Origin of the sequence: Nocardia sp. NPDC052112, assembly GCF_040680135.1 — a bacterium.
Lineage (GTDB): Bacteria > Actinomycetota > Actinomycetes > Mycobacteriales > Mycobacteriaceae > Nocardia.
In genome coordinates this window covers 66,180-79,136 of sequence record NZ_JBFAWD010000027.1, presented here as the reverse complement: position 1 = coordinate 79,136, position 12,957 = coordinate 66,180, and the positions used below count along the sequence as shown (strand labels likewise).

General features: G+C 65.4%; 9 protein-coding genes. 4 read left to right on the top strand and 5 right to left on the bottom strand.

Features of this window, described 5'->3' with window-relative positions; translation table 11 throughout:
- Positions 1–65 precede the first annotated feature (65 nt).
- The 4 genes from AB0L58_RS35970 to AB0L58_RS35955 all read right to left on the bottom strand — a co-directional run bounded on the left by AB0L58_RS35970 (position 66) and on the right by AB0L58_RS35955 (position 8,859).
- Positions 66–7,436 carry an amino acid adenylation domain-containing protein gene (locus AB0L58_RS35970; RefSeq protein WP_364394368.1) on the bottom strand — a complete coding sequence of 2,457 codons (7,371 nt, stop codon included), beginning with the start codon at positions 7,434–7,436 and terminating at the stop codon, positions 66–68.
- Positions 7,437–7,693: 257 nt separating this feature from the next.
- Entirely contained in the window at positions 7,694–7,987 is a 294-nt protein-coding gene (locus AB0L58_RS35965) for a hypothetical protein (protein WP_364394366.1), read from the bottom strand.
- Positions 7,988–8,249: 262 nt separating this feature from the next.
- A complete protein-coding gene (locus tag AB0L58_RS35960) occupies positions 8,250–8,582 on the bottom strand; it encodes a hypothetical protein (RefSeq protein ID WP_364394364.1) in 333 nt (110 codons plus the stop codon).
- Between the two features lie 85 nt (positions 8,583–8,667).
- Complete coding sequence (locus tag AB0L58_RS35955; RefSeq protein WP_364394362.1) at positions 8,668–8,859, bottom strand: hypothetical protein; 192 nt, start codon at positions 8,857–8,859, stop codon at positions 8,668–8,670.
- 231 nt (positions 8,860–9,090) lie between these two features.
- Between AB0L58_RS35955 and AB0L58_RS35950 the strand changes: the two genes are divergently transcribed.
- The 3 genes from AB0L58_RS35950 to AB0L58_RS35940 all read left to right on the top strand — a co-directional run bounded on the left by AB0L58_RS35950 (position 9,091) and on the right by AB0L58_RS35940 (position 10,780).
- Positions 9,091–9,984, top strand: coding sequence for a helix-turn-helix transcriptional regulator (locus tag AB0L58_RS35950; protein WP_364394360.1), 894 nt, complete (start codon positions 9,091–9,093; stop codon positions 9,982–9,984).
- Positions 9,981–10,190, top strand: coding sequence for a DUF397 domain-containing protein (locus AB0L58_RS35945; RefSeq protein WP_364394358.1), 210 nt, complete (start codon positions 9,981–9,983; stop codon positions 10,188–10,190). The genes AB0L58_RS35950 and AB0L58_RS35945 overlap by 4 nt, the downstream gene beginning before the upstream one ends.
- A gap of 95 nt (positions 10,191–10,285) precedes the next feature.
- On the top strand, positions 10,286–10,780 hold the full coding sequence (locus AB0L58_RS35940; protein WP_364394389.1) for a DUF397 domain-containing protein: 495 nt from the start codon (positions 10,286–10,288) through the stop codon (positions 10,778–10,780).
- Here AB0L58_RS35940 and AB0L58_RS35935 read toward each other — a convergent pair.
- Positions 10,751–11,572 (bottom strand): DUF6585 family protein, encoded by an 822-nt coding sequence (locus AB0L58_RS35935; RefSeq protein WP_364394355.1) that lies wholly within the window; start codon positions 11,570–11,572, stop codon positions 10,751–10,753. The genes AB0L58_RS35940 and AB0L58_RS35935 overlap by 30 nt on opposite strands.
- Positions 11,573–11,881: 309 nt before the next feature.
- Between AB0L58_RS35935 and AB0L58_RS35930 the strand changes: the two genes are divergently transcribed.
- Entirely contained in the window at positions 11,882–12,757 is an 876-nt protein-coding gene (locus tag AB0L58_RS35930) for a DUF559 domain-containing protein (protein WP_364394353.1), read from the top strand.
- The last annotated feature ends 200 nt before the right edge of the window (positions 12,758–12,957 follow it).

Below are 12,957 nucleotides of genomic sequence, written 5' to 3'. Positions count from 1 at the left end.
GCGGACCGGTCGACACCGGTAGCGGCCCATGCGAGCACGGGCCGGCCGATCTCCCGGCGGGAAGATCAACCCGCGTCCGGAACGCCCAACAGCGCACCGAGGTCGACGACAACCGGGACGGACCCGAATTCCGGCGCGGGCGCACCATCATCGAGCACCACGGCGTGCAGGTCCTCCAGCCCCGTCACCTCGACCGGGCCGAGACCGGCCCGGTCGATGAACAGGTGTGTCACCCATTCGTCGGCCAACAGTGCCGAAAGCGTTACGTTATCCAGGTCACCGGCGCTCACCACTACCGACGCGCCGTTCTCGCCGGCCGCGACCACTTCCAGCAGCGCCGCCGCCGAATCCGCGCGGCCGTGCCGGAACAGCCGGGACTCGAAGGTGAGTTCGGCGCGCGCCCGCAATCGCTTCGTCGCGATGGAAATATCGTTGTAGGACAACGCAACCGCGGCGACGAAGGCCGGATCCTCGCCGCGCAGTGCCTGGGTCCGGTTGGCGTAGGTCACCGGGCGCGGCGATTCGGCGGCGATCTCGGCGAGCACGTCCGGATCGTCGAGCGCCAGCCAGTCGATGCCGTCCCCGCCGGCTGGCGTCCCCCAGGCTCGATAGGGCCGCGCGCCGTTGGTCAGTCCGACCTTGACCTCCAGACCAATCGGCAGCGGTGCGTCGACGGCGGTAACCGGGGTCAGTGCGGCACCGGCCTTGAGCACCGCCCAGGTGGCGACCACCGCGTCCACACCGCGATCCAGCCGGATCGCGACACCGGTACGCGGACCGCAGCCGCGCCCGATCAGCACCCGTGCCAGTCGCGAGGACCGCGCGTCCAGATCCTGGAAGGAGATCACGTTCTCGCCGAGGACCACCGCGGGCCCGTCCGGATCGTCCTCCACCGCGGCGGCCAGCGCCTGGGTCAGCGCCGCACCGCTGGTGACCGGCACGCCATCGGCGGTCGGCACCGGCGCACTCTCCGGCGCGGCCAGTGCGCGATCGCGTTCGGCGGCATCGAGGATATCGATATCGCCCACGCTGACCTGCGGGTCCGCGACAACGGCGGAACAGATCCTGGTCAGCCTGCGGCCGAATGCCTGCACCGTAGTTTGGTCGAAAAGATCTGTGGCGTAATTGAATACCGCCACGAGCTCGCCGGCTGCGCCGTCCGCGCCGTGCCGTGGCTCGACGGTAAGCTGCAGATCGAACTTCGCCGCGACCGCACCGGTATCCAGTGCCGTCACCGTCAGACCGGGCAGCTCCAGCTTCGGCTGTTCGAGATTGTCGAACGACAGCACCACTTGGAACAGCGGGTTCTGTGCGGTCGCACGGTTCGGCAGCACTGCCTCGACCACCCGCTCGAACGGGATATCGGCATTGCCGAAGGCCGAAAGGTCGGTCTCGCGAACATGTTCGACGAGCGCGTCGAAGGTGGTCCCCGATTCGATCGTGGTACGCAGTGCCAGGGTATTGACGAACATGCCGACCAGATCGTCGAGCGCGCGTTCACCACGGCCCGCGATGGGCGTGCCGATCGTGATATCGGAACTGCCGGACAGGCGCGCCAACAGCACCGCGAGCACCGCGTGCACGACCATGAACAGCGACGAATTATGTTCCCGGGCAATGCGAATCAGTCCGGCGTGCACCTCGGGCGAGAGCGTGCAGGCGGTCGATGCGCCGCGCATGGACGGCACCACCGGGCGCGGCCGGTCCAGCGGCAGCTCGAGCGCGCCGGCGTGTCCCGCCAGTTGATCGCGCCAATAGGCCAATTGCTGTGCGGCGACCGAGTTCTCGTCGTCATCGCTGCCGATGACCTCGCGCTGCCAGATCGCGAAGTCGGCGTACTGCACCTCGAGCGGCGTCCAGGTCGGGATATCGCCGGCACAGCGCGCGGCGTAGGCGAGCATCATGTCACGAGCCAGCGGGGCCATCGAGGCACCGTCGGTCGAGATGTGATGTACCACCATGGCGAGCAGATGACGGTCCGGACTATCGCCGCGCAGCAGTACGCCGCGTACCGGAACCTCCCGGGTCACATCGAATCCGGTCGACATCAGCTCGGTGATGCGGACGATGGGATCGGCGTTCGACTCGACCGCGAGGCCACCCGGCCAGGCCTCGGCGACCGGCAGTATCTCCTGGTACGCCTGCCCGCCCGGCCCCGTCGACGGGTAGCGGGTGCGCAGCGCCTCGTGCCGCTCGAGCACATCGGCGATCGCATCGCGCAGTGCCTGCACATCCAGTGCACCGGTGAGGCCGATGCCGAGCGGGATGTTGTAGGCCGCCGAGCGGGTGTCGAACTGATTGAGCACCCACATGCGCTGCTGCGCCAGCGACAGCGGCACCCGATCCGGGCGCGCCGCCACCGCCAGCGGCACTCGGGTTCCGGTCGATGATCCGGGGACGATCCGCGCGGCCAGCGCCGAAACGGTCGAGGCCTCGAACAGTTCGCGCACCGAGACATTGGCGTCCAACGCCTCATTGATCCGGCTGACCGCCCTGGTGGCCAGCAGCGAGTTACCGCCGAGGCCGAAGAAATCGTCGTCCAGGCCGACATCGCGGACGCCGAGCAGTCCCGCGAATACCTCGGCGACCGCCTGCTCGATGGGGGTCTGCGGGGCGCGGTAGGCGGCGCTGCCGACGAATTCCGGTGCGGGCAGCGCCTTTCGGTCCAGTTTGCCGTTCGGGGTGAGCGGCAGCGCGTCCAGTATCACGATCGCGTCCGGAACCATATAGCCGGTGAGGAATTCGCCGATCGTGGTGCGCAGGTCAGCGCCATGTACCGGCGAATCCGTTTCGGCCACCACGTATCCGACCAGACGGTCACCGGCGTGCTCATCGGAGCGCACCAGCACGACGGCTCGACTCACACCGTCACAGCGCAGCAGCGCGGATTCGATTTCACCGAGTTCGATGCGGAAACCGCGCAACTGCACCTGCTGGTCGCTGCGCCCGACGTATTCGAGATTCGCATGGCCGGCGAAACCGGCCCAGCGGCCGAGGTCGCCGGTGCGGTACATGCGAGATCCGGGTGCCCCGAACGGATTCGCCACGAAACGGGTCGCGGCCAGTCCGGGCTGCCCCAGGTAGCCGCGGGACAACTGCGCACCGCTGACATATATTTCGCCCGCGACGCCGACCGGAGCGGGATGCAGCCGGTCGTCGAGCACATAGCTCTCCAGACCGGGCAATGCCCGACCGATGGCGCTGGCCGGATTCTCGGCGAGCTGCTCATCCAGGGCCAGGAACGATACGTGCACCGTGGTTTCGGTGATGCCGTACATATTGACCAGCCACGGCGCGTCGAAGGCGTGCCGCTCGTACCAGCGCCGCAACTGACGCAGATCCAGTGCCTCACCGCCGAAGACCACATAGCGCAGCGCGAATTTGCCCTGATCACCGGCATGTGAGGCGCGATCGGCCTCGGCGAGCTGATAGAACGCCGATGGCGTCTGGTTCAACACCGTGACCTGTTCGCGAATCAGCAAGTCGCGGAACTGTTCCGGTGAACGGGAGGTCAGGTAGTCGACGACGACCACGGTGCCGCCATTGGCGAGCGCACACCACAGTTCCCACACCGAGAAGTCGAAGGCGAAGGAGTGGAACAGCGTCCACACATCGGTATCGTCGAATTCGAACATCAACTGGGTGTTGGCGAACAGCTCCACCACATTGCGGTGCGCGACGCCGACGCCCTTCGGGACACCCGTGGAGCCCGAGGTGTAGATGACGTAGGCCAGGTTGTCCGGGCGCAGCCGGGACGTGCGCTCGATATCGGTGATCGGCGATTCGCCGAAGCCCGCGGTCTCGTCCAGCAGCACCACCGGAATATCCGACGCCGGAATATCGCCGAGCAGATCGAACGTAGTCAACACACAGGTCGGCTGTGCGTCGGTGAGCATGAACTCGAGTCGCTGGGCCGGGTAGCTGGTGTCGATCGGCAGATATCCGGCACCGGCGATGAGCACACCGAGCAGTGCGACGGGCAGCTGCTCGGACCGCCCGACGGCAACGGCGACCAGTGCTTCCGGCCCCGCGCCGCGCGCTATCAGCGCGCGCGCCACCCGGTTCGCGCGCAGCTGCAGTTCGCCGAAACTCAGTGCGGTATCACCGAATCGGATCGCGATCGCATTCGGACGACGGCGCGCCTGTGCCTGGATCAGGTCGACCAGCGTCACATCGGGCACCATCGCCCCGGTCGAATTCCATTCGTGCAGTACCAGATCGCGCTCGCCGGGGGCGAGTAGATAGATATCGCCCAGTACCGCATCGGAATCGGCCGCCACCGCGGAAAGCACCCGCTGGAAGCGATCGGCGAAGTCCTGCACGGTGGCGGCGTCGAACAGGTCGGTGGCGTAGGTGAAGGTCGCCGACATGCCTTGCGTCGCGATTTTTTCCGCGATCTCGAGCTGCAGGTCGAATCTGGCCATCGGCAGCGCGTGATCCACGGCGGAGACCGTCAGGCCCGGCAGCTCCAGTTCGGTGCGCGCCAGATTCTGGAAGACCAGCATCACCTGGAACAGCGGATGCCGCGCGGCCGAGCGCACCGGATCGAGCAGCTCGACCAGCCGCTCGAACGGCACGTCGGCGTGTCCGAAAGCCGCGATATCGACCTTGCGCACCACACGCAGCAGATCGTCGAAGGTCATGGCGGGATCGATCTCGGTCCGCAGCACCAGGGTGTTGACGAACATGCCGATCAGATCGTCCAGCGCCGCCTCACCACGACCGGCCACCGGGGTGCCGATCGCGATATCGCGGGTGCCCGAAAGCCGGGCGAGCAACACCGCGAGCGCCGCGTGCACGACCATGAACAGCGTCGAATTGTGCTCGTGCGCAAGCCGGTCGAGTCGCGCGTGGGTCTCGGCATCGATATCGAAGGTGACGACCGCACCGGTGTTGGATGCGGCCGCGGGCCGTGGCCGATCCGCGGGCAGATCCAATTGTTCCGGCAGCGCGGCCAATTCGTTGCGCCAGAATTCCATCTGCTGCGCGAAGACCGATTCCGGGTCGTATTCGCTGCCGAGGGTTTCGCGCTGCCAGATGGTGTAGTCGGCGTACTGCACCGCGAGCGGCGGCCATTCGGGTCGTCCGCCGCGCATGCGATCGGAGTAGGCGGCCATCAGATCGCGGGCCAGCGGACCGAGCGAGAAACCGTCCCCCGCGATGTGGTGCACCACGCACACCAGCACGTATTCGGATTCGCCGAGCTGGAACAGCCGCAGGCGCAACGGCGGTGCGGCAGTCACATCGAATCCGGCCAGCATCTCGGCACTGATCAGTTCGAAAAGTTCCGGTGTCGCAGCGGCGGTCACCGGCAGTTCCGGCACCGCGCGCGCATCGGTTACCGGCAGGACGACCTGGAAGCCCTCACCATCGATATCCGGATAGATGGTGCGCAGCAACTCGTGCCGCTCGATCAGATCGCGCGCCGCCGCGCGCAGTGCGTCGACATCCAGTCGTCCGAACAGCCGTACCGCGAGCGGAATATTGTTGACCGCGCTGTCCGGATCGAAGCGGTTCAGGAACCACATCCGCTGCTGTGCGTACGACAGCGGAATCCGATCGGGACGGATCTGGGCGGTGAGCGGCCGGCCGACGGCCGAACCGGCGTGCTGTTCGACCCGTTCGGCCAGTACCGATACCGTCGAGGCCTCGAAGATCAGCTGCACCGGCACCCGGATGTCGAGCGCGAAACCGATGCGCGCGGCCGCCTGGGTGGCCAGCAGCGAGTTGCCGCCGAGTGCGAAGAAGTCGTCGTCGCCGCCGACGCGCACGTCCGTCCCACTACCGAGCAGCAGCGCAGCGAAGACATCGGCCACGATCTCCTGGACCGGTGTCGCCGGCGCGCGGAACCGGCGTGCGGCGAAGACCGGTTCGGGCAGTGCCGCCCGGTCCAGCTTGCCGACCGGGGTCAGCGGAATCTCGTCCAACACCATGATGGCGGCCGGAATCATATAGTCCGGCAACGATTCTCCGATATGCGCCGCGAGCTGACCGGTGTCCAGGGTGGCGCCGGCACGCGGCAGCACATACGCGACCAGGGCGGTTGTCCCCGAGGGCAGGGTCCTACCCAGCGTGGCCGCGAATTCGACATCCGGATGGGTGGTGAGCGCGTTATCGATCTCGCCGAGCTCGATGCGCAGACCGCGGATCTTGACCTGGAAATCGGACCGGCCCAAATACTCCAGCGCGCCGTTTTCGGTGCGCCGCACCAGATCTCCGGTGCGGTACAGGCGCGCACCCGGGCTGTCGGCATCCGCGCCGAACGGGCTGGCCACGAAGCGTTCCGCGGTCAGGTCCGGTCGACCGAGATAGCCCTGTGCGAGCACCGCACCCGAGACATAGAGCTCGCCGACGACTCCGACGGGTACCGGACGCAACCGCGCGTCGAGAATGAAGGCACCGACGCCCGCGATGGCCGAGCCGATGGTGACGTGCTCATCGGTCCGCAGGTCCTCGGTGCTGGTCACCATGACGGTCGCCTCGCTCGGCCCGTACGCATTGAATACCGATCGGCCGCTACGGGCCCAGCGCGCCACCAACTCCTCCGGGAGCCGGTCCCCGCCCGCCACCACGACCTGCAGATCATCGAGATCGACGGTATCGAGCGATTCCAGCGCACCCGGAGTGATCAGCAGATGGGTGACCTGCTCGCGGCGAAGCAGATCCGCGAGTTCGACGCCGCCGAATACCGTCGGCGGCGCGATGACCAGCGTCGCGCCCACCGAGAAGGTGAACAGCGTCTCCATCATCGAGAAGTCGAAACTGGGCGAGCTGAGATGGGAGACGCAGGAATCCGCGTCGATCAGATAATGCTCGCCGATCGCCGCCAGCCCGGCCAGCCCGGTGTGGGTGACCGCGACGCCCTTCGGCTTGCCGGTGGAACCCGAGGTGTAGATGACGTAGGCCGGATGGTTTTCCTCGACCATGCGCACCCGATCGGCATAGGAGACCGGGTGATCGGGCCGGACGGCGATGCGCTCGGCAACCACCGGATCATCCAGTTCGATCCAATAGGCCGAGGTGCCCAGCTTGGCGCGATGCGCCGAGGTGGTCAGGCCGTGTGTCGCACCCGAATCGGTCACGATGTGCTGGATCCGGTCCGCCGGATAGTTGGGGTCGACCGGAACATAGGCCGCACCCGTCTTCGCGATCGCCCACAGCGCGATGATCGATTCGACCGAACGGGTGATACCCATCGCGACGCAGTCGCCCGCGCCGATCCCGCGATCGATCAGCTCGCGCGCGACCCGGGAAGACTTGGCATCGAGTTCGCGATAGGTGAGTTCACGCTGATCCGCCGGATCTCCGGTCGGGTTGAAGCGGATGGCGACCGAAGTGGCCGCGGACTCCACCGCGGCCGTGAGCAGTTGGGCGAACAGCGGGCTGCCCGACCTGCGGCGACGGCTCCCACGGACGGATCGACGGGCAGTATCCATTCGAGTGCAATCACCTCTCGAGTCGAGCTAGGACCTGCCCCCACGCCCCTTCGAGAGGAGGTAGCACCGGGGCCGAACCCATCTTATAGGCCTGCAGCAAAGCACAGTTACGCCTCCGCCCAAAGGGCGCAGACGCGACAGCTGTGTATCGGTCTCAGACGGTCTGTGTTGCGATGCGACCCGACTCAGTGAACTACGTCACATACCGGATGCCCGTCTCCGGCGCGGATCCCCCGTGGCAGAACCACACCCACACCTCATTCGTCGAGCCACCGCTCGATCTGCTCGAGGTCCGTGGACGAATAGATATTCGTGCCATCTTCGGCGTCGAGCAGCATCCAGTCGAAGGGCACCCTGGTGGCGCGCTCGAGCCGATATCCCGCACGTCCGGCGCGCGCGGTGAGTTGTCGAATCCGAATCGCCGTGGGCTCGGTCGGCACCGCTGTGAGCTCGGGCAGCACCGCCGTGGGCTCGGGACACACCACCGCAGGCGCAGGCGACACCACCGCAGACTCGGTCGGCACCGGCCGAAGCCGCCTTTTGTCGCTCATTGCACGAACCGCCCTCGTGAATTCCGCAGGGGCGGAGTGAATTCCGCCCAGTACTCGTGCCGGATTGCATCCCATAACCGCGCGAGCTTGGGAAATCGCTCTCGCATCTGCACCAGGTCCGGGGCCGAAGCCACCGGGAACGAAGCCAAGGGTTCCTCGGCCCCGCCGCATACCAGCGTGATCCGAATGCGGTGCCGGTCTACCCGCCACTCGGCCGACCAGCCGTCCACCTCGGTGCGATGCTCGCCCGTCCCCGCCACCCCTATCGGACTCGCGAGTCGTACGGTTCGCATGCCAGCGACTCGAGCCTGTCCAGCACCTCACGCAACGTGGCCGGTGTATGGCCGCTGTGCGACAGTGCGTCGATCTCGAGTGCCGCCGGGTAATCGATACCTCGCGCGGCGGCACGCTCACGCGGACTCATCGACTGCGGAACCAACCGCCCGGCGAGCACGAGCGTCTGATACGCCGCCGCCTTCCACACGCACCGATTGATACGACACGCACGATGCCGTTGCCACAGCCCGTGCGCCAGCGTCATATCCACGGCGTCGCACAGCGGCGGCGCGGTAACGAGTATCTGTTGTCGGGTCATTCGTCCGCATCCGTTCGAGCCGCCGATATCGTTGGGAGACAGACGGTTTCGACATCACGGTTCGCACTCTCGATGCGCAATTCCCTCACACCTCCAACTGCCCGAAGTCGATCGCCTTCGTAGCCAGGGTGTTTCGGCCCAACTGTGTGATCTGGTAGCGTCCCCGCCTCCCTAGGGTGGTCACAACGAGGGCGCGGCCGGTGAGATTTGCCAGGGCTTGGCGGGTCCGCCAACCCGCGAGGCCCGCCGTCATCTTGATCTGCTGTTCTGTAAGCATCCCACCGCAGCTCAGCGCCCGTAAGATCCGCGCGTCGGCCACGTTGAGGCTTCCGTGTTGCTCGGCCATGTGGTTATGTTGCGCCTCGCACACGGCGTCAGTAGGTCCGATGCGGACAGTCCAATCAAAGTTGGCGGTACTCCCAGAATTCGGACCGGTCAACATCCGGGATAAGTCCGAATCGGACTGCGCCCTGGACCGTTTCGGACCGAACAGGGGTAAAGGGGAGCCATGGTGAGGGAGGATCAACCGGACTCGACGCTGCCGCGTCGCCAACTCGGCCGCGCGCTGCGAGAGGCCCGCGAGGGTGCCGGCTTCACGCTCGAGCAAGCGGCGCGCGAGATGGAGATGGGGAAGACCTCGGTGATCAGGGTCGAGAAGGGGCACAACGACAAGGTCAAGATGCGCGACGTCGAGGGGTTCGGGCGCGTTTACGGCCTAAGCGAGCAACGGATCGAGGAGCTGAAATCCCTTGCGCAAGAGACCGCGACGAAGTCTTGGTGGCAGGGGTATCGCCATTTGATGCGGTCTGGGTATGGCACATACCTTGGGCTCGAATCCGGCGCATCACGGCTGACCGTCTACCAACCGGTGATCGTTCCCGGACTGCTTCAGTCGATCGACTATGCCCGCGCCATCGAGCGACCATTTCTACCGGGTGACACACCAGCAGATCTCGAGCGCCGAGTAGAGGTGCGATTGCGGCGAACTGCGATTCTGACTCGGCAACATAACCCGATAGTTGCTGACTTCATCCTGCATGAATGCGTTCTACATACCGTTATCGGCTCGCGCGAGATCATGGCCGCCCAACTGAGGCATATGGCCGATATGAGCACCCGACCGAATATCACCATGCGGATATTGCCTTTCGCGGCTGGACTTCCGGGCAATGCGACTCCGGTCTTGCCGTACATCATTCTCGATTTCCCGATAGACAGTCGAAGTTTCGGGACGGAGCCTCCGGTCGTCTACACCGAACACACAATCGGAACCATGTTCTTCGAGGACCAAGCCGACGTGGACCGCTACCGCGAGATCGACAACGACATCCGTTGCGCCACACTGGACGAGCAAGCCTCGAGGGACCTGCTCCGGCAGGTAGCAAGGAGATACGACCCGTGACCATAAACCTGGCCGGCGCCGAATGGTTCAAGTCGTCGCGCAGTGGTTCGGCCGGTGAGTGCGTCGAAGTCGCCTGGCTCGAAGCCGGTCATGTCGGAGTCCGCGACTCCAAGAACCCCACCGGCCCCGCACTGATCTTCACCTCAACCGAGTGGCACACCTTCACCACTGACGTGCACGACGGCAAGTTCGACCGACGCACATAATCCTTGCGCCACACTGAACGACACCACCGGCATGCACACCGGCGAGTTCAACCAACTCAACCCCTGAAGAACGCAACCACAGCCAGTCGAGCGAGCTGGAAGCCGCATGCCTGCCCACCCGACTGCGGAAGGTAAGCCGGGTACGCCACCCGACGCGCCCAGCACTGCACCGGCAAAACCACAGAACGCCAAACCGTCCGAGTCCAGCACCCCCGAAAAGTCGGTGCAGAACAACAGGACCCACCGCAGCAAAACCAACCCGAACGCCACCAGCCAACGCCTATGTCGAAGTCCTCTGCCTCGACGCCGGCCATGTCGAAGTCCGCGACTCCAAGAACCCCTGCCCCAGCCTGATCTTCACCCCAACCGAGTGGGACACCTTCACAACACGCATCCACCCCGGAGTGCACACTTACCCGCCCAAACCCCGAAGCAACCTCCGCCGAGCGCCCCACCTGCTGGTCCCGCGCATTGTCTCACACGCCACGCACCTTTTCACCGAGCAAATCCGCTCGCGCGCGAAAATGTGTGCAGGGCAATGTCATCCACTGACGGCGAGTTCAACCGGTGCGCGTAGCGTCGCTTCGTAGCGTTTCTACCAGCGCCACCAGAAGCGCCAGGTTGGGGATGTCGTCGTCGAACCCCACGTCCAGTTCCTCGGTACCCGAGTGGGCCAGCGATATGCTGCCGAGACTGAGGAGGGAGACGTACACGAAGCCGGATACGTCGGGCCAACGCACCGTTTTATCCTCGGCGGTCACACCGTGCCGGTCGACGACGACTGACCCGAACTCGAGACGACGACCTTCGGCGATATCGTGCATCATGTTCGGCAGGCGTACCTGGGTCACATTGTGCTGGATCTTTGAAATCAGCTCGGCGCCTTGGGTAATCGAGTCCTCGGTAACCTTCAGTTCCGCGCCATCGAGGTTGCGCACCCTGATGGCGGGGTCGAGCCGGATCGACCGGTCGAGTCGAGCGCCATAGCTCTTGACGTGCCGACTGATTTCGCCATGGAGCTCGACGTCTTCCCAGCGGAACACGCGGGCGTTCTTGGTCGGATGCAGATGTACGAACCCGCCGTCGAAAAGGTGGATCCGGTTGCCTGTCGCGGCGAGCACGACATATAGCGCGTACAGGCTGACAATCGCGATCAGCAGCCCGAGTGCGAGGAACACCACCCAGCCGAAGACCGGAATCTCGTTCCCTATATCGAGGGCGAAGAACAACACGATGAGCGCTGTCAATGCGGTTACGCCAATCGCGACCCTCCACAAACCCGCGACGATCAGCGCACCGCCGGCACGATACCGGCTGCGCTCGGCACCGAGCCGAGCCTCTTCGACAACGCCGGCCAGCCCAGCCTCGAGCTTCGCGAGCACACTGTTCTGCCACAGAATGAACGGCAACGCCACCAAACCGACAACCCCGAGCACGAAAACGACAACTACATAACCCGCGACTTCCGACACGCCCCCCCTCCCTCGAAACTCCATACCACCCCAACAACTTCGCGCCGCCAGTCTAAATCGATCCCCCCATCCCCACGTCCGGACTGGACAGGTGATCACGTGGAATCTATGGCGGCATCGCCCGAGAAGCCCCGCCGCCAGTGCCACCTGATCTTGATCTACACCAGGCTCGCAGAGGTTCCACCCCGGGTTGTCGGTGGGGGTGGGGATAGTGGGGGGATGGGGGTATTGGATGAGGTGTTCGTGGGGTCGTGGGCGGTGGCGGCGGGGTTGGTTACGCGCTGGGAGTTGCGCCACAACTTTGTGCGGGTGTTTCCGGATGTCTATATGCGGAAAGGGGGGTCGCTCGACGCTAGAGGGCGGGCCCGCGCCGCGGCGCATTGGGCGAAGGGTGATGGTGTGCTGATCGGTTGCTCCGCGGCCGCGATGCATCACACCAAATGGCTCGATGGAGATCGATCCGCGGAGATCGCAAGGAGCGGACACTGTCGCCCGCCTTCCGGGATTCGTGCCGTCCGCTCGGTTATCGAGCCGAGCGAATGCTGCGACGTCGACGGGTTCACGGTCACAACACCGGCGCGCACAGCATTCGACCTCGGCCGTCGCCTGCCGCGGGACAGGGCGGTGCCGATTCTGGACGCGCTGTGCGCGGCCACCGGACTCGAACCGAGTGAGGTAGCTGCCTTCGCGTCGAGACATCCGGGCGCACGCTTCCTCAACCGCTTGCGCACAACGCTCACCTTCGTAGACCCGGGCGCGGAATCCCCACCCGAGACGCATACCCGCCTACTCCTCATAGACGACGGCTTACCGCGCCCCGAAACACAATTGGTGATCCGCGATCACTACGGCGAATTCGTCGCGCGCGTCGACCTCGGTTGGCGAAAATGGCGAGTAGCCGTCGAATACGACGGCGCCCACCACTGGACCGACCCCACCCAGCGCACCAAGGACATCGACCGCATAGCCCGCATCGAAGCCCTCGGCTGGCGCGTAGTCCGCCTCAATGCCGCCCTCCTCCACCACCGCCCCCACGTAATCCTCGACCGCGTCCGCACCGCCCTCACCACCCAGGGCGCGCGACTACACAAATGACCACGCGGAAACCATGGCGGCAAACCACACACAATCGCCGAAACGCACGCACCCCCACCACCCACCGCGCGCGACTACACAAATGACCACGCGGAAACATGGCAGCAAACCACACACAATCGCCGAAACGCACGCACCCCCACCACCCACCGCGCGCGACTACACAAATGACCACGCGGAAACATGGCAGCAAACCACAA